Raw genomic sequence first — 19,182 nt, 5'->3', positions numbered from 1 at the left:
TTTTTCGAACCAGCCGTCATTGACGAGTGCGGCGCCCGTACTATGCTCGCCAAAAGAGCAGGAGAGAGCGTGTGAGGTTTTCTGGCAAGCGTGCCGTTGTGACCGGCGGCGCGTCCGGCATCGGCCGGGCGACCGCACTCCGACTCGCCGACGAAGGCGCCACCGTGCTGATCGGCGACATCGACGAGGCCGGCGGCCACGCGATCACCGACGCGTCCGGCGGGCGGATACTCTTCCAGCGTACCGACGTGCTCCAGGCCGGTGATATCGAGGCGTTGATGCAGACCGCCGACGACGCGGGCGGGCTCGACATCCTGTTCAACAACGCCGGCGCGGGCGGCTCGCGCGACCCGATCGGCGAGATTTCCCCCGAGGATTGGGACCGCACCCAGGCACTCCTCCTCCGCTCGGTCGCACTCGGCATCCGCTACGCCGCACCCCTCATGGCGAAGCGCGGCGGCGGCGCGATCGTCAACACCTCGTCGGTATCCGCGCTCGGCACCGGCTATGCGCCGACCGCCTATTCCACCGCCAAGGCCGGCGTCCTCCACCTGACCAAGCAGGCCGCCGCCGATCTCGCGCAGCACAGGATCCGCGTGAACGCCGTCGTCCCCGGCTTCATCGTCACCAACATCTTCACGCGCACGCTCGAACTCGACGCCGCCAAGACGTCGCAGGCCGACGCGATGATCGCGCATATCGCCGCCGACGCACAGCCGATTCGCCGCCCCGGCACCAGCGAGGACATCGCCGCCGCGGTCGCGTTCCTCGCCAGCGACGACGCGAGCTTCATCACCGGCACGCACATCCTCGTCGACGGCGGCATGACGATCGGCACGCGGCCGAGCTGGGACCCCGCGCAACCCTCGCTGTTCGCCATGCTCGACAAGCTGAAATGACCGCCGCGTCATGAGCGCACCCGCCCGCCGCCTCTCCAACGGCACGATGGCAAGCTACGGCTTCGGCGCGGTCGCGTACGGGGTAAAGGACGCCGGGTTCGGCACGTTCCTGCTGCTGTTCTACAACCAGGTCGTCGGGCTGCCCTCCGCGACCGTTGGCCTCGTCATCATGATGGCGCTGCTGATCGATACGTTCGTCGATCCCGCGGTGGGGTTCTTCTCCGATCGCACGCGGACGCGGTGGGGAAGGCGGCACCCATGGATGTACGCGTCTGCGCTGCCAATCATGGTCGGCTGGCTGCTGCTGTGGAACCCGCCTTCGGTGATGTCCGAGCCGCAGACGCTGATCTGGCTGTTCGTCATGGCGGTGATCGTGCGCAGCGCGGTGAGTTGCTACGAGGTGCCGTCGGTCGCGCTGACGCCCGAGCTGACGTCGGGGTATGACGAGCGCACCCGGATCATGGCGTATCGCTATCTGTTCGGCTGGGTCGGCGGGCTGCTGATGCTGCTGTCGGCGTACCAGTATTTCCTCGCGCCGACCGCGGCGTTCCCGAACGGCCTGCTCAACCGTGCCGGATACGGCGGCTTCGCGTTGGCGGGCGCGGTCTTCATCGGCGTTGCGATCCTCGTCTCCGCGCTCGGCACGCATCACGAGATCAGGCATCTGCCGAACCCGCCGATCGCCAAGCAGACCTTGCGCGAATCCTTCGCCGAACTGCGCCAGACGGTGAAGAACCGCGCGTTCGCGATCCTGATGGCGGCGGGGGTCTGCGCGTACACGATCCAGGGCATCAGCTACGCGATGTCGAACTACCTCTACACCTATGTCTGGGGCTTCAAGCGGCCGGTGTTCGTCTACCTGACGATCGCGCTGTTCTCGGGCGTGTTCCTCGCGTTCCTCGCCGCGCCCCGGCTCGGCAGGACGGGGAGCAAGCCCAAGGCGGCGATGGGCGCGGTGCTGCTCGGCGCGGCGCTCAACACGTCGCCCTATTGGTTGCGGATGCTTGGCGTGTTTCCGGAGGTGGGCGAGCCCTCGCTGCTGCCGATGCTGTTCGGGTTCTTCATCCTCGGCACCGCGTCGAACGTCACCGGGTTCATCCTCGGCGCGTCGATGATGGCGGACGTGGTCGAGGATTCGGAGGCAAAGACGGGGCGGAGGTCGGAAGGCGTGTTCTTCGCGGGCTCGTTCTTCGTCCAGAAATGCACGAGCGGGATCGGGATATTCTTCGCCGGCATGATCCTCGCGGTGGCGGGGTTCCCGGCCAAGGCCATGCCGGGGACCGTGCCGGTGGAGACGATCGACCGGCTTACGTTGATCTATGCCGGCCTTTATATCGTGCTGGCGTGCGTCTCGGCGTTCTTCTTCTCGCGGTTTCCGTTTGGGCGGGTAGAGCATGAAGCGCGGCTGGCGAGACTGGCAGGCGCGCCCATCGTCGATGCAGCCCCGCGCGAACCGTAAACCTCCTCTCTCCCTGGAAGGGAGGGGCCGGGGGTGGGGCGGCCGCTTGGGCAGTGCTCCGTCAGCCAACAGACCGACCCACCCCCCAACCCCTCCCTTCCAGGGAGGGGAGCAGGACGGTGACCGCCGCTCTTCCAGCGAGAGTGGCAAGGCGGTAGGACCGGCGCTTGGCCTTCCCCTTCCCCTTGGAACGGCGACATCGGAGTTCCCATGCGCATCCCCGCCCTAGCCACCGCCCTCGGTCTCGTCCTCGCATCCCCCGCCGTCGCGCAGACGGTCGCACCGGTCCTTACCACCCCCGACGCGCACGACCCGCACAGCTACGCCCGCCCCGCCGAGGCGCGCGTCACGCATGTCGCGCTAGATCTCGCCGCCGACTTCGACACCCACGTCATTCGCGGCATCGCCACGCTCGACATCCTCGCGGCTCCCGGCGCGAAGCAGGTCGTGCTCGACGACAACGGGCTGAAGATCGTCAACATCACCGACGCCGCCGGCAAGCCTCTCCCCTACTCGGTCGGCGCGGTCGACAAGATTCACGGTGCGCCGCTCACCGTCACGCTCAACGGCGCGAAGACAATCCGCATCGCCTACGCGTCGTCGCCCGACGCGAAGGCGCTGCAATGGCTCACCCCCGCGCAGACCGCAGGCAAGAAACAGCCGTTCCTGTTCAGCCAGGGCGAGGCGATCCTCAATCGCAGCTGGATCCCGACGCAGGACTCCCCCGGCATCCGGCAGACCTGGGAAGCGAAGATCGCCGTTCCCAAGCAACTCACCGCGGTGATGAGCGGGCTCGCGACCGGCAAGCCGACCTGCGCTGCCGATCGCTGCACGTTCCAGTACAAGATGGACAAGCCCGTCGCGCCGTATCTGATCGCGCTCGCGGTCGGCGACATCGCGTTCAAGTCGACCGGCCCGCGCACCGGCATCTGGGCCGAACCTGCGACCCTGCCCAAGGCCGCGTATGAATTCGGCGAGCTCGAAAAATTCGTCGCCGCCGCCGAAGGGCTGTACGGCCCGTATCGCTGGGGTCGCTATGACGTGCTGGTCCTGCCGCCGTCGTTCCCGTTCGGCGGCATGGAGAACCCGACGCTTACCTTCGCCACGCCGACCGCGATCGCCGGCGACCGCAGCCTCGTCTCGCTGATCGCGCACGAACTCGCGCACAGCTGGTCGGGCAACCTCGTGACCAACGCGACATGGGACGATTTCTGGCTCAACGAAGGCTTCACCAGCTATTTCGAGAACCGGATCATGGAAGCGCTGTACGGCAAGCGCCGCGCCGACATGGAGGCCGACCTCGCCTGGACCGACATGCTCGCCGCGGTGAAGGACGCCGGTGGCCCCGCCGCGAAGGACACACAGCTCCACCTAGACCTCGACGCCGCGCGCGATCCCGACGACGGCATGACGCAGATCGCCTACGACAAGGGCGCAGCTTTCCTCCGCACGATCGAGAAACAGGTCGGACGCGCCCGGTGGGACGCGTATCTGCGCAGCTATTTCGACCGCCACGCCTTCCAGCCGCAGACCAGCGCCGGCTTCCTCGCCGACCTCAAGTCGAAGCTGCTCACCCCCGCCGAAGCCAAGACGATCGGCGTCGATGCGTGGGTCTACAGCCCCGGCATCCCTGCGAACGCGGTGCACGTGACGTCCGCCGCCTTCCCCGCGGTCGATGCGGCGGCGAAGGCGTATGCGGCAGGCGGGCCAGTGTCGGGCGTTCCGGGCAAAGCGACCACGCAGGAGATCACGCGGTTCATCACGCAGTTACCGCGGAAACTCCCGGCCGAGCGGTTGAAGACGCTCGATACCGCGTTCGGCTGGAACACGACGGGCAATGCCGAGATCCGCTTCGCCTGGCTGCAACTCGCGCTTGCCAATCACTATGCGCCCGCCGACGCCTCTGCCGAGCAGTTCCTGACCTCGCAGGGCAGGCGTAAATTCGTCGCGCCGTTGTTCCAGCAGATGATGGACTTGGGCGACTGGGGCCACAAGCTCGCGATGGAGATCTACGGCAAGGCGCGGCCGGGCTATCACGCCGTCACGCAGGTCACGGTGGACCGCATAACCGGTTGGAAACTCATGAACTGAGCCTGTCTGGACGCCATTTCGGGCGTTGGTCGGCGCGGTAACACGCTTCGTCGGATATGGTTCCCGCACGGGTTCCAATTAAATCCAACCTCCCGTAGCCAGAATGCGACAAACGGGTTTTGGCCGGGGGGTCTCGATGAATTTCAAGGCGTTAGCAGCGCGTTTTGCGCTGGTGGTATCGTGCGGCCTGATGACGGCCACCCCTGCTGCGGCTCAGTTCTGGCAGTGCGTGACGTTCGCTCGCTCGGTGTCGGGCATCGAAATCCGCGGCAACGCCAACACCTGGTGGAGCCAGGCCGAGGGTCGCTACGAGCGTGGACACACCCCGAAGGCCGGCTCGGTCCTCGCCTTCTCGCCGACCTCGCGGATGCGCGTCGGCCATGTCGCGATGGTCTCGAAGGTCGTCAGCGACCGCGAAGTCCTCCTTACGCATGCCAACTGGTCCCGCCCCGGCGCGATCGAGACCAACGTCCGCGCGGTCGATGTTTCGGCTGCCGGTGACTGGAGCATGGTCAAGGTCTGGTACGGTCCGCAGGGCGACCTCGGCACCTCGGCCTACCCGACCAAGGGCTTCATCTATTCGGGCCACGCGCCTGCTGGCGATACGCTTGATGCGCCGGTGCAGCCGTCGTTCCAGATGGCGAGCCGCACTGTCTCCGCAACTCAGCGCGCCAACGCTACGCAGCTTGCGACGATCCAGCATGGCCCGACCGATCCGCGCGGCATCTTCACGCTGGTGAACGAGGCGAACTGAGGTTTGTCTCTTTGATGGTCGCCTGACGCCATCGACAGCCCACGCTCTAAAATCGAAGTCTCGCTGCCGATCACACTTCGACGGATCAGTGCACCGACCTTATCCTAACGACACCACCCCGGCGAAGGCCGGGGCCCAGTTGGAAAGGTCGAAGTGCCAGACCGCCACCTTTGTTAGCGGCGTCCCCCAACTGGACCCCGGCCTTCGCCGGGGGGGGTCTTCTAAGGGCGATCACTGTTCGACTAAACTTCTTGTTCTTCCGCGAAGGCGGGAGCCCAGTCTGGACCCCCGCCTTCGCGGGGGAACACTCTATTTGCTCAGCAGTGTGATGCGTCGAACACGTTCAATTGAACGGCCTCAGGCTGCCTTGAACGTCAGCGCATCGCCATTCATGCAATACCGCTTCCCCGTCGGCTTAGGCCCATCATCAAACACGTGGCCCAGATGCCCGCCGCAGCGCCGGCAATGCACCTCGGTCCGCCCCATCCCCATCGTCGAATCCACCCGCGTCCGCACTGCATTCGGCAAGGGCTGCCAGAAGCTCGGCCAGCCGGTACCGCTCTCGAACTTGGTCTTCGACGAGAAGTTCGGCAACGCACACCCGCCGCACGAGAAGATGCCCGCACGATGCTCGCCGTTGAGGGGGCTCGAATAGGGCCGCTCGGTGGCCTCCTTGCGCAGCGTATCATAGGCGTCGGGCGACAGCTTCTTGCGCCACTGCGCGTCGGTCAGCGTCACCTCGAACCGCTCGGCAGCCTGCGCGGGTTGCGACGAGCACCCCCACAGCGCGAAGCCGGCGACGCCCGCTCCGGTAAGCGTGAGGAAAGCGCGGCGGTCTGAAGGGGGCTGGGTCATAGTCATGATATAAGTACGATTCCGTCGGCGAACAGGATGCGGCCGAAACACCCCGTCATCCTGACGAAAGTCAGGATCCGGAGTATCAAGCGGGCCGTGCGGGGCTCTGGATCCTGGGTCGAGCCCAGGATGACGGGCGTTGGGAGTCAGTACTTACTGATCTCAACCGGCAGCGTGCGATACCCGTGGACGAAGCACGCAGCGACCCGCGTCGGTTCGGCGAGCACGTTGATCCGCATCCGGCGGGCGGCCATCTCCTCCAGCAAAATTGCGATCTGCATCTCCGCCAGCCGCGCGCCGACGCAGCGGTGGATGCCGTGCCCGAATGCCAGATGCCGCCGTGCGTTCGGCCGATCCACCACGATCGCGTCCGCATCGTCGCCGAACACGCTCTCGTCGCGGTTCGCCGAGATGTACCAGAGCGCAAGCTTGTCGCCCGCCTTGATCTGCTGCCCCATCAATTCCGCGTCAGCGGTCGCGGTGCGGCGCATGTGCGCGAGCGGCGTCTGCCAGCGCAGGATCTCGCTCACCGCGTTGGGAATCAGCGTCGGGTCCGCCTCCAGCTTCGTGCGCGACTCCGGAAACTGGTCGAGGCCGTAGGCGAGCGCCGACATCGAATTGCGCGTCGTGTCGTTGCCGCCGACGATCAGCAGGATGAGGTTCCCGATGAACTCGTTGTGATCCATATGGCTCATCGCGTCCGAATGGATCATCATCGAGATCAGGTCGGGCGTCGGCGCCTTGTCGATCTTCGCGTCCCACAAGCCTTTGAAATACGATCCGCATTCGAACATGTATGCGAGCCGCTGACCGCGGAGCTCCTCGTTCTTGACGATCTCGATATCGCCCGCCCAGTCCGACCACAACGTCAGTTTCCGCCGGTCCGCCCAGGGGAAGTCGAACAGGATCGCGAGCATCTGCGTGGTGAGTTCGATCGCGACCGTGTCGACCCAGTCGAACGGCGTGTTCCACGGCAGGCTGTCGAGCATGTCGGCGGTCCGCCTGCGAATATCGCCCGACATCCGGGACATCTCGCTGGGGGTGAAGGCCGGCGCGACGGTGCGGCGCTGGCCGGTATGCACGGGGCGATCGCGCGCGATGAACATCGGCATCGATACGTCGCGCTCGGCAATGAAATCGGCGATCGTGATCCCGCCGGCCTCGGACGAGTAGAGATCGGGGAGCGACTCGACCTCGACGATGCCCTTGTAGGAGGAGACCGACCAATAGGGGCCGTAGTCGGAATGCTCGACATAGTGGACGGGGGCCTCGGCACGGAGCCGGGCGAACGGCGCCTGCCAGAGGTCGTCGCGGTAGAGTTCGGCGCGGCTCACGTCGAGCGGATCGACCGCGTGTTGCGCCACGTCTCTTGCCAGAGTCGCCATCGTCTCTCTCCCGTGTTTTGCCGCAGGAGAGGCTTTGCTGACACCTATGTCAATAGTCTCGCTTAGTAGTTAGTCGCATGTTCTCCTGCGAACGCAGGAGTCCAAGGTAACGAGCGCTGAGCGGTGGGATCCTGAGCTCCTGCGTTCGCAGGAGAACGGTTAAGCGACTGCCTTAGCCTTGCGTCGCCAGAACGGCCTAGCACTCCCCGATTGCAGCACCCCGCGGCGGAAGAGGCGGGCCCCCACCGTTATAAAGATCGTCACCCACAAAGCCTGCCAAGCAAGCGCCGCGACGTGTGGCCACAGCTCGGGCGAGTTCGCCGCGCGGCCTGCCATTGCGAATGGCGACGACAGCGGGAACAGTTCGGCGGCGGTGGCGATCCAGCTGCCGGGGTGCGAGACCGCCGCCGACGACAGACCGAACATCGCGACTTGCAGGATCGTAATCGGCAGCGACAGCATCTGAATCTCGCGCATTGTCGAGGCCTGCGCGCCGACGCCCAGAAATACCGACCCCAACAGCAGATACGCCATGCTGAAATACGCGGCGAACAGCAGTGCGAACATCGGCGCGCCGACCGCAGGCGTCAGGTCGCCGAGCGCTGCCGCCGCACCCGCCGGCATCAGCGACGTGATTTGCGTGACGACGGTGCCCCAGAACGCAACGAACAGCACCGCAACGCCGAACATCCCGATCAGCTTGCCGAAGAATACCGACTCCAGCGGGACCGCGGCGGCGAGCACCTCGATCACCTTGTTGTTGCGCTCCTCGGCCATCGTGCCGACGACCTGCCCCGACAGGAACAGCGTCAGGAAGAAGATCCCGAACACCGCGAAGAACGCCGATTGATGCTGGCCGCCGACCGACGTGGTCGAGCGCGTGATCTGCGTCTTGGTCGCCGCGATCGCGGGCAGCGTGCCGCCGAGCTTCTGCGCGGCGAGCGTCGTCTGTGCGAGCAGCCCGAGATAGTCCGCCGAAGGACGTCCCCGTGGCCCGTACAGAATTTGCGGTGCATCGAGCGGGCCGTAGAGCACAGCCTCCGCATCGATGTCCTTTGTCTCGAACGCCCCGCGCGCCTGAGCGTTCGGATCGTTGGTCGGCGCAACGGTCGTCATACCGGGGGGCATGTCGTCTTCGCCGAAGACGCTGCGCAGCCGTGTATCTGCCTCGGCGATCGGGCGCGTGACGGCTGCGGGGACGATCGCGATGATCCGCGTCTTGTCCTGTCCGCCAGTGGCGGCGCTTCGCGCGCCCATGCCACCGATCACGCTGAACGCGCCCATTATCGCCGGCGCGAACAGGAACAGCAGGAAGATCGGCGTGAACACCGTGGCGATGAAGTCGCGCCGCGCGATCGTGAAGGTCTGGCGGAGGGTGCGGCGGAAGCGGGTCATGCTGCGTCCTCCACAGGCATGTCAGCATGCTGGCCGACGATCCGGACGAATGCCTCGTGCAAGCCGGGCCGTTCGATCGACAGTCCCGAAATCCCGTATCCCGCGTCGATCAACCGTACGAGCAAGCTCTCGATCCCCTCGTTCGGCAGCTCGAACCGCCAACTATCCCCGTCCGCTACCGCGTCCGCCGGCAGCACGCCGCGGATCGCCGGATCGGGGCGGTGCGGCGTATAGTGGACGCGTTGCGGCAATATCCCTCGAGCGTCCGCGACCGTGCCCTCGAACCGCCGCTTGCCGCCGGCGATGATCGCGAGCCGATCGCACAGCCGCTCGGCATGGCTCATGATATGCGTCGAGAACAGGATTGTCGCACCGCGATCCCGCTCGTTGAGGATCAACTTCTCGAGCCGTTCCTGATTGACCGGATCGAGCCCCGAAAACGGCTCGTCGAGCACGAGCAAATCGGGCTGATGCACCACCGAGCCGAGCAACTGCACCAGCTGCGCCATGCCCTTCGACAGTTTCCGGATCTTCTCGTCGACCGCATGGCCGAGTCCGGCGGCTTCCATCAGCACGACTGCACGCTCGCGCCCGGTCTTCCAGTCGAGCCCGCGCAACGCCCCTAGGAATGCGATCGCCTCGCGCGCCTTCATCGCCGGATACAGCCCGCGCTCCTCGGGCAGATAGCCGACCCGGTCGCTCGCATCGCGCGGATTGTCGCAGCCGAGCAATGTTCGCGATCCCTCGTCCGGCTCGATGATCCCGAGCAGCATGCGCAGTGTCGTCGTCTTGCCCGCACCGTTGGGGCCGAGCACGCCGTACACCGAGCCGCGCGGCACCATGATGTCCACCCCGTCGACCACGCGCCGATCGCCGAACCGCTTCACGATCCCGCTCGCGGTGACCGCCCATTCTTCGTTCACGCGCAATCTTCCTCCCGAGGGTGGCGTCGTGGTAGCGGGCGGACGTGGCGCAAGACAAGCTGGAACACAGGCTCAAGGCCAAAGCGGCGGAACTGGGCTTCGTCGCGTGCGGGATCGCGCATGCGGGGGCGGCGCCGCGCGCTGGCGAACGGCTCCACCAATGGCTGGCGGACGGGCGTCACGGCGACATGATCTGGATGGAGGAGCGCAAGCACCACCGTGAAAGCCCCGCCGGCCTCTGGCCCGAGGTGCGCAGCGTCATCGCGCTCGGCATGAGCTATGCGCCGAAGGACGATCCGCTGCGGCTGGCGGATGAGGACGGGGTAGGGCGGATCTCGGTCTATGCGCAGGGGCCGGACTATCACGACGTCGTGAAGCGGCAGTTGAAGGCGCTCGGCCGTTGGCTTGCCGCTGAAGCTGGCCGTGACTTGCCGCCGTTCGACTTGAAAGTGTTCGTCGACACCGCGCCGGTGATGGAGAAGCCACTCGCCGAAGCCGCCGGGCTCGGCTGGCAGGGCAAGCACACCAACCTCGTCAGCCGCGAGCACGGCAGCTGGCTGTTCCTCGGCGCGATCTACACGACGCTCGACCTGGAACCGGACAAGGGCGGCGTCGACACCTGCGGCAGCTGCGACGCTTGCCAGACCGCATGCCCGACCGCGGCGTTCCCGCGGCCATACCAGCTCGATGCCCGCCGCTGCATCTCCTACCTGACGATCGAGCATGCCGGCCCGATCCCGCATGAATTCCGCGCGGCGATCGGCAACCGCATCTATGGCTGCGACGATTGCCTCGCCGTCTGCCCGTGGAACAAGTTCGCCGCCGCCGCCAACGCGAACCTGGCCTTCCACCCCCGCGCGGAACTGGTCGCGCCCGAACTCGCCGACATCCTCGCACTCGACGATGCGAGCTTCCGCCAGGTCTTTGCCGGCTCCCCCATCAAGCGTATCGGTCGTGACAAGATGGTCCGCAACGCCCTGATCTCGGCGGGCAACAGCGGCGATGCGGCGTTGGCCGACACGGTCGCCGCGCTGCTCGACGATCCCGCCCCCTCGATCCGAGGCGCGGCGATATGGTCGCTGGCCCGGCTCGACGGTCTGCGCTGTCAGACCGAGCGCACCCGCCGTCTACCCCAAGAAGCCGACGACTCCGTCATCGCCGAATGGACCTCCGCCGCGTAGACGTGACGATCAAGCGACGTCCGACTTGGAAAGGAGAGCGGACTGGCGGCTTTCGGGCGGCATCAGGTATTATCGAAAGATCACAGTGCCAAGCTGAGCAAAGCTTGGTCAACCTCCCAAGCGATTTGTCGCATAGTTGCCCAGTGAGCGCCGGTAACTGGTTGGTTTGACCCCTCGGTGGTTATCCGGATACGAGGATCGAGGTCGAAACCTAGCCAATGATAGCTCTCATTATCTATCTTTGAATCAACATGCCCCCCGCCGTCTTGGTTTCGCATGGAAAAAACGAGGTTCATTCGCTTAAGCTTTAGCCCTTTACTTGTCGTATAGATGATTTGTTCCCACCACTTTCCAAACTTGAGCCATGGAAGACCATCCAAGTTCATCCCAATCTGGCAGAGTGGCGCTATGCGGGTGCCCTCAGGGCCTAACTGAAGAACAGTTAATGGCGGTGCACGCATCAACTCGCCTCCCGATGGGGGGTCGGGCAATTTTATTTCGGAATTGGGAAATGTAAGCGCGCGTTTCAGTCCGAGTTGGCCTAAAAGAGATCGCGAACCTCCTCCATCCTGCAACAGCACGTAGCATGATTGGGCCAGCCGCTCGGCTTCCTCGATCGCGCCCTCATCGTACGCTGCCATCGATCGACGCATATTTGAGATTTGGCGATCTAGCGCCTTTCGCAGATCATCCTCCGTTTTCGGAAACGACGATTGAGAAACCATCAGATCAACCCGTTGCTAAAATAACAAAGCGTGCGGATAAGCTACGAGGGATGTGGCTGCCTGTCGCTTGGTATCGCAAACAGTCTCGATCACCCTATTCACATAGCGCTATTTCTGGATGCCCGCATCGTAATTGCGGCCAAAGTGCAGCTTAAGCGGTCGGTTGTTAGTAGTATGTGGAACCCATGGACGGTACTCGAACCAAGCAAACGAACGCGCTTACGGGTGCCGCCCACGCTGACCGTGCCAGGGTCCGGACGCGATCCAGCACATGAATGAAGGGCCGCAATCAGGAGCGTCGATCATGGGCCGGGATGTCCGCAATTGGGCAAAACCCGCCGCTACCGTCCACCCTCGCGCCGCGTCAGTGCGGCGACGCAACTGGCGCGGTCGATCGTGCTGCCGTCGGGTTCGCGCGCGTCGAGATAGGTGACGCGGGGGGCGTCCGAACCCTTGGGATAGAGATACGCGTCGAGCACGCAGATCCCGCTCTGGAACTGGAGTTTTCGCGCGCTGCCTTCGCGGACGTCGGCATCGGGCTGGCCGAACAACTTGGTCAGGCCGGCGGCATCCTGGCCGAGGACGCGTTCCAGGCCGACGCTCGTATAGGGGATTGCGGGGCGGCCTACCGCGGGTTTCGCGACCGGGGCGGCGCAACCTGCCAGCCCGCCGCCGAGCGCCAAGGCGATCGCTATCGTCGTCAGTCGCGTCATGATCTGCCTTTGCGGGAATACGGGGTGCGGGAATACGGGGTGCGGGAATACTGGCTGTGGAGATAATGCGTTGCCATCGCGGCCCCCAACACGGGCGCGGCGATGTTGAGGATCGGAACCACGAACAGCCCGGTGTTCGCAAGCCCCAGCACGAACCGGCTCCCCTTGGTCGTCGCACGCCAGCCCCGCATCGCCGCCGCATCCATATGCCGCGCCGCGACCATGTCCCCCAGATCGCGTCCGAGCAGCCAGCCATTGACCACGAAGAACGCCGCCGCCGTGCCGACCCCGGTGACGAGCAGCGCGATATAGACCGGCAGCATCACCAGGTTGACGAGCACGACGCGGGCGGCCGAGCGGAGCCCCATTGCGAGGCTGCGCGCGAACGCGACGGGGCGGGCGGTCTTCAGCGCGTCCGGATAATGACGCGCCTCGACCGCTTCGACGACCTCGTCCGCGAAGATCCCGACGACCGCGATCGCGACCGCGCGGAACAGCAGCCACAGCGCGAGGATCGTGACGAACAGCGCGAACGCCGCCGCGAGTCCGTCGGCGTGCCAGTCGAACCACGCGGCCAGTGCGGCTTGCGTGCCCCACCACGTGCCGACACCGAGCAGCGCGAAGACGAGCAGCGTGACGATCATCGACTTGACGAACACGCGCAGCACCGGCGGATCGGTAAGCTGGCCAAGCGAAAGCAGGAGGGCACGGAGCATCGGCTCGGGATGCCGCGCGGTCGCGCGAAGGTCAACGCGGCTTTGGCTAGCGCGACTCCCGCGACTAACGGATAACCAGTTCCGCGAACACGGCGAGCCACCGATCCTGGATCCACGACGACTAGCAAATATCGGCCCGATCCGGCACCAGTTTGGGCGTGGACCTATCTTGCCACCGCGCAGGATAGCCTGCGTCACGACGGCGATAGAACGGAGACCATCATGCCACGTACGATCATCGATCTGTCGGTATTCCTGGAGAACGACGTGCTGTCGGACCCTCCCGGTCATGGTCCTCATATCGAGTATATCGATCACAAGGCGTCCATTCCCGGTCTGCTGGGATTTTTCCCCGGGTTGCAGGCTACAGACCTGCCCGATGGCGAGGCTTGGGCGATCGAGCGCGTGACGCTCATCACGCATAACGGCACGCATCTCGATGCGCCGTATCACTATGCCTCGACGATGGATGGCGGGAAGCGGGCGATCACGATCGACGAGGTTCCGCTCGACTGCTGCTTCCAGTCCGGCGTGAAGCTAGATTTCCGGCATTTCCCCGATGGCTATGTCGTCAGCGCTGCCGACGTCGAGGCGGAACTGCAGAGGATCGGGCACACGCTGTCGCCGCTGGAGATCGTCGTCATCAACACGCGTGCGGGCATGCGGTTCGGGCACGACGATTATGTTGCGTCGGGGTGCGGCATGGGACGCGACGCAACGCTGTACCTGACCGAGCGGGGCGTTCGCGTCACGGGAACCGACGCGTGGAGCTGGGACGCGCCGTTCGTGCACACCGCCGCCCGATATGCCGAGAGCGGCGATGCGACGCTGATCTGGGAAGGTCACAAGGCCGGGCGTGACATCGGCTATTGTCACATCGAGAAGCTGCACAATCTTGAGCAATTGCCAGCGACCGGATTCACGATCGCCTGCTTTCCGGTCAAGATCCGCGCCGCGTCGGCGGGCTGGACCCGCGCCGTCGCGATCCTTGACGGCTGATTGCGTCGGGTATCTCGGATCTCCCGAGATACCGCCCGACCTTTAGCCCCAGCAAGGATCCGGGTTTCGCGTGAGGTCTTGGCGCGTACCTCTGGTCGCGGCCCCGCTTGCCGCGCCGGTTGCGCCAATCCCTTCCGCGATTTACGGCAACGCTTTCCCGTCCGCCCGGAGACTTCCCCTTGTCCACCCCCACCACCGACGCTCCCACCTACGACGTCGTCGCGATCGGCAATGCCATCGTCGACATCCTCAGCACCGCCGATGACGCGTTCATCGAGGAAATCGGTGTCGCCAAGGGCTCGATGCAGCTCATGTTCTCGTCGGAAGAGGCCGACGCGCTCTACGCCAAGATGGGCCCGGGCATGGAAATCTCCGGCGGCTCGGCGGCCAACACCGTCGCCGGCATCGCTGCGCTCGGCGGCAAATGCGGGTTCATCGGCCAGGTCGCCGACGATCAGCTCGGCCAGGTCTTCGCGCATGACGTCCGCAGCATCGGCATCGAGTTCGCCACCCCCGTCCGCGCCGGCGACCCGACCACCGGGCGCTGCCTGATCTTCGTGACGCCCGACGGCCAGCGCACGATGAATACCTTCCTCGGCGCAGGGCAGTTCCTCCCCGCCGCCGCGATCGATACAGCGATGATCGCCGACAGCGCGATCCTGTATCTCGAAGGCTATCTCTGGGATCCCGAGGAGCCGCGCGCCGCGATGCGCGCCGCGATCGACTGCGCGCGCGATGCCGGCCGGAAAGTCGCGTTCACGCTCAGCGACGTGTTCTGCATCTCGCGCCACGGCGGCGATTTCCGCCAGCTGCTGTCTGACGGCCTGATCGACATCCTGTTCGCGAACGAGGGTGAACTCGCCGCGCTCGCAGAGACGGAAGACTTCGACGCAGCGGTCGCCAAGATCTCGGCACAGGTCCCGACGCTGGTCGTCACCCGCGGCGAGCACGGCGCCTGCGCGCTTCAGAACGGCAACCGCGCCGAAGTAAAGGCCGAGCCGATCGCCAAGGTCGTCGACACCACCGGTGCGGGCGACCTGTTCGCGGCGGGCTTCCTCCACGGTCAGGCGCAGGGCTACGACCTGCAGGCGTCGCTGAAGCTCGGTGCGGTCTGCGCGGCCGAGATCATCAGCCATGTCGGCGCCCGCCCGATGGTCGACATGAAGGCACTCGCCGCCAAGCATATCGGCTGAGGCAACCACGCCGTCATTCCCGCGAAGGCGGGAACCCATACTGGCTGGCCTCGCGACAGAGTCGCGAACTGCTGAGGATATGGATCCCCGCCTGCGCGGGGATGACGAGTTGGTTGAAGGCATAAAAAAAGGGTCGCGGGAGTTTCCTCCCGCGGCCCTTTTTTCTTGGGCTCGATCAGTGGCTGCCCGGCGCCGCGGTATCGACGTCGTCGACATCGATCCCCAGCCCGACATGGCTGCGCGAGCGGCTGTAGAGGAAGTAGATCGCCAACCCGATCGCGCCCCAGCCCGGCAAGACCAGCTTGGCGGTCAGCGGCAGCGACAGATACAGCCCGATGCAGCCGATGATCGCGAGCGGCGCGACGATGTACACCGCCGGTGTGCGGAACGGACGCTTGCGGCCGGGGTCGGTCTTGCGCAGCACCATCACGGAAATCGCCACCATCATGAACGCGAACAGCGTGCCCGCGTTGGAATAATCCGCGAGCTTGCCGACCGGCAAGATCGCCGCCGCGATCGCCGCGGCGATACCCGTCACGATCGTGACGACATGCGGCGTGCGGAACTTCGGATGGATCGACGCGAGCCGCGCCGGCAACAGCCCGTCACGCGCCATCGTGAAGAACACGCGGGTCTGGCCGAACATCATCATCAACACGACCGACGGCAGCGCCAGCACCGCGGCGAGACCCACCAGGCGACCCATGATCGGCCAGTTGATGACCTGAAGCACATGGACGAGCGCTTCCTTCGAGCAGACCAATGGCTCCATCGCGCCCCCTGCGACGATCGCCGCGCAGCGCCCGGCCATCTCGGCCGAGCCCGGTGCCAGGATGCCGCCATCGGCGGTCGTCACCGGGTTCGCGCCGATCGCACCGATCGCGCCCGATGCGACCAGCAGGTAGAACAATGTGCAGATGCCGAGGCTGGCGATCAGCCCGATCGGCACGTTGCGTTGCGGGTTCTTCGTCTCCTCCGCCGCGGTCGAGACCGCATCGAACCCGACATATGCGAAGAAGATCGACGCCGCCGCACCCAGCACGCCGACGCCCGAAGAGCTCAGCGGATTGCCGACGCCGTAGGGCAGGAACGGATGGAAATTATCCGCCTGGAGCACGGGAATCGTCAGCGCGATGAACGCGGTCAGCGCGGCGATCTTGATCAGCACCAGCACCGCGTTGACGCGCGCGCTCTCGGTCGTGCCGACCACCAGCAGCCACGTGACGAGGCCGATGATGATCACCGCGGGCAGGTTCATGAAGCCGCCGACCGTCATCGCGGTCTGCAGATCGACGTTGGGCGTCGCGCCGAACGCGACCTGGACGTGCGCCATCAGCGCGTCGGCGTTGCGCAACCCGTTGGGAATGTGGAAGCCGATCCCGTCGAGCAGCCCCGCCAGATGGTTCGACCAGCCGACTGCGACCGCACTCGCGCCGACCGCATATTCGAGGATCAGCGCCCAGCCGACCATCCAGGCGAGCAGCTCACCCGTGACCGCGTAGGTATAGGTATAGGCGGAGCCCGACACCGGCACCATCGACGCGAGTTCGGAATAGCACAGCGCCGCCACCGCACAGACGAAGCCAGCGACGACGAAGCTCAGCAACATGCCCGGGCCGGCTTTCTGCGCGGCTTCGGACGTCAGCACGAAGATACCCGTGCCGATCACCGCGCCGACGCCCAGCAGGGTCAGCTGAAACGCGCTGAGCGTTCGCGCCAACCCCTTTTTCTCTGCCGTCGCCAGAATGGCGTCCAGCGATTTTACGCGACCAAAAATCAACGCGGTGTCCCCCGGGGATAGCGGGGGCCGGGTCAAAAGGCCCCCTTGCTCAAGCACCCGAGCCTAATGGCAATTTTATTACGTGCAATCCTTTAGTGCGGTGAAGCTGCCCTATCGCGCCAGCATCGGCCCGAACGGGCGCCCGCCGAAGACATGAACGTGCAGATGCGGCACCTCCTGGTGTCCGTCCTGGCCGATGTTCGCGAGCAGGCGATAGCCCGGTTCGACCAGCCCCGCCGCACGCGCCACTTCGCCGACCGCACGGATGAAGCCGGCGATCTCCGCATCGGACGCGCGCGCCGAGAAGTCATCCCAGGACACGTACGCGCCCTTGGGGATCACGAGCAGATGCGTCGGCGCCTGCGGGTTGATGTCGTGGAACGCGATCGCGAACGCGTCGTCATAGACTCGCTTCGACGGGATCTCGCCGCGCAGGATCTTCGCGAAGATGTTCTGGTCGTCGTAAGGCTGGGTGGCGTCGATCGGCATATATTCCCCTCCCGCTTGCGGGAGGGGTTAGGGGAGGGGCTGGGCCATCCCGATCCCGGCGGAGCATGTGCGTCATGCCCTCCCCCGACCCCTCCCGCAAGCGGAAGGGGAGCAGGTCAGCCCGTCCGTCCAGCCTTCTCGACCAGGCCGCCAACGCCCTCGCGCCGCTCCAGCTCGGCGCGCACGTCGTCGAGACTCAACCCTGCATCCGCCAGCAACACCGCCAGATGGAACATGAGGTCCGCCGCTTCCGGCACGATGCTCGCCTCGTCGCCCGAGCACGCCGCGATCACGGTCTCGACGGCTTCCTCGCCGAGCTTCTGCGCAATCTTCGGGCGACCCTTGGCGAACAGGCTCGCGGTATAGGAGGTATCGGCGGGCGCATCGCGGCGCGCGCGGATGGTCACCTCGAGGCGGTCGAATACGGGGTCCATGCGCGGCGTGCTGGCGCAGGCGGGCAGGCGGGTCAATCCTTCTTGGGCGGCCTCGCATCGCCGCGGCGCGATTTGATGAACCGCTTCCGCAACGCCCGGCGCACGAGCCAGACCCCGATCGCTGCAAACCCGAACAGCGCTATGTCCGACATCTCGGGCCCGGTCCGCGGGTGGACCACGCCGCTATGCCCCGACTGGACCGCGAGGATCGTGAGCACCGGCATGATCTAGTCCGCCGCGCGAATCGGCGTCCGCACCGGGATCCCCGCTGCCGCCAGCGCGGCATGCGCGTCGCCGATCGACGCCTGCCCGAAATGGAAGATCGACGCCGCCAGCACAGCGCTTGCGTGCCCGTCGCGGATGCCTGCGACCAGATCGTCGAGCCCGCCGACCCCGCCACTCGCAACGACGGGCACTCCCACCCGGTCGGAGATCGTGCGGATCAGGTCGAGATCATAGCCACTCCGTGTCCCGTCGCGATCCATCGACGTGACGAGCAATTCGCCCGCCCCCAGTTCGGCGAGCTTCAAGGCATGCGCGATCGCATTGATCCCGGTCGCGCGGCGGCCACCATGCGTGAACACTTCCCAGCCTTCACCGGAACGCCGCGCATCGACGCTGGCGACGCAGCACTGGCTGCCGAACCGCTCGGCGATATCTGCGACCAGTTCCGGCCGCTCCACCGCCGCGGAATTGACCGCCACCTTGTCCGCCCCCGCCAGCAACAGTGCGCGCGCATCGTCCGCCGTCCGTACCCCGCCGCCGACCGTCAACGGCATGAAGCAGACCGCCGCTGTCCGTCTCACGACGTCGAGGATCGTCCCTCGACCCTCATGGCTCGCGCCGATATCGAGGAAACACAGCTCATCCGCCCCGGCGGCGTCATACGCCCGCGCCTGCTCGACCGGATCGCCCGCATCGCGCAGTTCGACGAAGTTCACGCCCTTCACCACGCGCCCATCGGCAACGTCGAGGCACGGAATGACGCGCGCGCGGACCGTCATGCGCTGTGCCGCAGGTTTTGTTCACGCGGAGACGCGGAGACGCAGAGACGCGGCAAAGCCGCTAAGAAGAATATTTCGCGCAGAGGCGCAGAGGCGCTGAGAGAGAGGAAGGGAGCAAGGCCTACCTTCTTACTCTCCGCGCCTCTGCGCCTCTGCGCGAACAAGTTTCTGCCTGCGGCGCTCAACT

Annotated in this window: 19 protein-coding genes; 7 read left to right on the top strand and 12 right to left on the bottom strand. The window is 65.7% G+C overall.

What is annotated here, in order from left to right:
- Positions 1-71: 71 nt before the first annotated feature.
- The 4 genes from ASG20_RS11365 (at position 72) to ASG20_RS11350 (ending at position 5,203) form a co-directional block, all read left to right on the top strand.
- Positions 72-899 carry an SDR family NAD(P)-dependent oxidoreductase gene (locus tag ASG20_RS11365; protein WP_056052143.1) on the top strand — a complete coding sequence of 276 codons (828 nt, stop codon included), beginning with the start codon at positions 72-74 and terminating at the stop codon, positions 897-899.
- A 10-nt stretch (positions 900-909) separates the two neighbouring features.
- The gene (locus tag ASG20_RS11360) at positions 910-2,358 is read left to right on the top strand and encodes an MFS transporter (RefSeq protein WP_236698764.1); all 1,449 of its coding nucleotides are present in this window, start codon (positions 910-912) and stop codon (positions 2,356-2,358) included.
- A gap of 210 nt (positions 2,359-2,568) precedes the next feature.
- A complete protein-coding gene (locus ASG20_RS11355) occupies positions 2,569-4,449 on the top strand; it encodes a M1 family metallopeptidase (RefSeq protein WP_056052139.1) in 1,881 nt (626 codons plus the stop codon).
- A 136-nt stretch (positions 4,450-4,585) separates the two neighbouring features.
- The gene (locus tag ASG20_RS11350; protein WP_082470900.1) at positions 4,586-5,203 is read left to right on the top strand and encodes a CHAP domain-containing protein; all 618 of its coding nucleotides are present in this window, start codon (positions 4,586-4,588) and stop codon (positions 5,201-5,203) included.
- A gap of 357 nt (positions 5,204-5,560) precedes the next feature.
- On the opposite strand, the gene msrB is transcribed toward ASG20_RS11350, so the two are convergent.
- The 4 genes from msrB to ASG20_RS11330 all read right to left on the bottom strand — a co-directional run bounded on the left by msrB (position 5,561) and on the right by ASG20_RS11330 (position 9,761).
- Complete coding sequence (gene msrB / locus ASG20_RS11345; protein WP_056052136.1) at positions 5,561-6,058, bottom strand: peptide-methionine (R)-S-oxide reductase MsrB; 498 nt, start codon at positions 6,056-6,058, stop codon at positions 5,561-5,563.
- A 146-nt stretch (positions 6,059-6,204) separates the two neighbouring features.
- Positions 6,205-7,443 carry a cytochrome P450 gene (locus tag ASG20_RS11340; RefSeq protein WP_056052133.1) on the bottom strand — a complete coding sequence of 413 codons (1,239 nt, stop codon included), beginning with the start codon at positions 7,441-7,443 and terminating at the stop codon, positions 6,205-6,207.
- 159 nt (positions 7,444-7,602) lie between these two features.
- A complete protein-coding gene (locus tag ASG20_RS11335) occupies positions 7,603-8,838 on the bottom strand; it encodes an ABC transporter permease (protein WP_056052130.1) in 1,236 nt (411 codons plus the stop codon).
- Positions 8,835-9,761 (bottom strand): ABC transporter ATP-binding protein, encoded by a 927-nt coding sequence (locus tag ASG20_RS11330; protein ID WP_443025924.1) that lies wholly within the window; start codon positions 9,759-9,761, stop codon positions 8,835-8,837. Before ASG20_RS11330 ends, ASG20_RS11335 begins: the two co-directional genes overlap by 4 nt.
- Before the next feature lie 44 nt (positions 9,762-9,805).
- Here ASG20_RS11330 and queG point away from each other — a divergent pair, with 44 nt between their 5' ends.
- Positions 9,806-10,942 (top strand): tRNA epoxyqueuosine(34) reductase QueG, encoded by a 1,137-nt coding sequence (queG, locus tag ASG20_RS11325; protein ID WP_056052124.1) that lies wholly within the window; start codon positions 9,806-9,808, stop codon positions 10,940-10,942.
- An 80-nt stretch (positions 10,943-11,022) separates the two neighbouring features.
- Here the strand turns inward: queG and ASG20_RS19395 are convergent, their stop codons facing one another.
- The 3 genes from ASG20_RS19395 to ASG20_RS11315 all read right to left on the bottom strand — a co-directional run bounded on the left by ASG20_RS19395 (position 11,023) and on the right by ASG20_RS11315 (position 13,096).
- Positions 11,023-11,667: a hypothetical protein gene (locus tag ASG20_RS19395; RefSeq protein ID WP_156364248.1), complete on the bottom strand. Its 645-nt coding sequence runs from the start codon at positions 11,665-11,667 to the stop codon at positions 11,023-11,025.
- Between the two features lie 341 nt (positions 11,668-12,008).
- Positions 12,009-12,380 (bottom strand): hypothetical protein, encoded by a 372-nt coding sequence (locus ASG20_RS11320; RefSeq protein WP_056052121.1) that lies wholly within the window; start codon positions 12,378-12,380, stop codon positions 12,009-12,011.
- On the bottom strand, positions 12,377-13,096 hold the full coding sequence (locus tag ASG20_RS11315) for an EI24 domain-containing protein (protein WP_056052117.1): 720 nt from the start codon (positions 13,094-13,096) through the stop codon (positions 12,377-12,379). The genes ASG20_RS11320 and ASG20_RS11315 overlap by 4 nt, the downstream gene beginning before the upstream one ends.
- A gap of 222 nt (positions 13,097-13,318) precedes the next feature.
- Here ASG20_RS11315 and ASG20_RS11310 point away from each other — a divergent pair, with 222 nt between their 5' ends.
- Both ASG20_RS11310 and ASG20_RS11305 read left to right on the top strand, forming a co-directional pair.
- On the top strand, positions 13,319-14,095 hold the full coding sequence (locus tag ASG20_RS11310) for a cyclase family protein (RefSeq protein WP_056052114.1): 777 nt from the start codon (positions 13,319-13,321) through the stop codon (positions 14,093-14,095).
- Between the two features lie 179 nt (positions 14,096-14,274).
- A complete protein-coding gene (locus ASG20_RS11305) occupies positions 14,275-15,288 on the top strand; it encodes an adenosine kinase (RefSeq protein WP_056052111.1) in 1,014 nt (337 codons plus the stop codon).
- A gap of 175 nt (positions 15,289-15,463) precedes the next feature.
- On the opposite strand, the gene ASG20_RS11300 is transcribed toward ASG20_RS11305, so the two are convergent.
- The 5 genes from ASG20_RS11300 to hisF form a co-directional block, all read right to left on the bottom strand.
- Positions 15,464-17,068, bottom strand: a complete 1,605-nt coding sequence (locus tag ASG20_RS11300; protein WP_056052108.1) for an amino acid permease — start codon at positions 17,066-17,068, stop codon at positions 15,464-15,466.
- 111 nt (positions 17,069-17,179) lie between these two features.
- Positions 17,180-17,557: a histidine triad nucleotide-binding protein gene (locus tag ASG20_RS11295; protein WP_056052105.1), complete on the bottom strand. Its 378-nt coding sequence runs from the start codon at positions 17,555-17,557 to the stop codon at positions 17,180-17,182.
- Positions 17,558-17,673: 116 nt separating this feature from the next.
- The gene (locus ASG20_RS11290) at positions 17,674-17,991 is read right to left on the bottom strand and encodes a phosphoribosyl-ATP diphosphatase (protein ID WP_056052102.1); all 318 of its coding nucleotides are present in this window, start codon (positions 17,989-17,991) and stop codon (positions 17,674-17,676) included.
- 32 nt (positions 17,992-18,023) lie between these two features.
- Positions 18,024-18,215 carry a hypothetical protein gene (locus ASG20_RS11285; RefSeq protein WP_056052100.1) on the bottom strand — a complete coding sequence of 64 codons (192 nt, stop codon included), beginning with the start codon at positions 18,213-18,215 and terminating at the stop codon, positions 18,024-18,026.
- Positions 18,216-18,218: 3 nt separating this feature from the next.
- Positions 18,219-18,995, bottom strand: coding sequence for an imidazole glycerol phosphate synthase subunit HisF (gene hisF / locus ASG20_RS11280; protein ID WP_056052097.1), 777 nt, complete (start codon positions 18,993-18,995; stop codon positions 18,219-18,221).
- Positions 18,996-19,182: the final 187 nt, after the last annotated feature.

This window comes from Sphingomonas sp. Leaf198 (genome assembly GCF_001424005.1).
Taxonomy (GTDB): domain Bacteria; phylum Pseudomonadota; class Alphaproteobacteria; order Sphingomonadales; family Sphingomonadaceae; genus Sphingomonas.
This window is presented reverse-complemented; position numbering and strand designations above follow the sequence as displayed.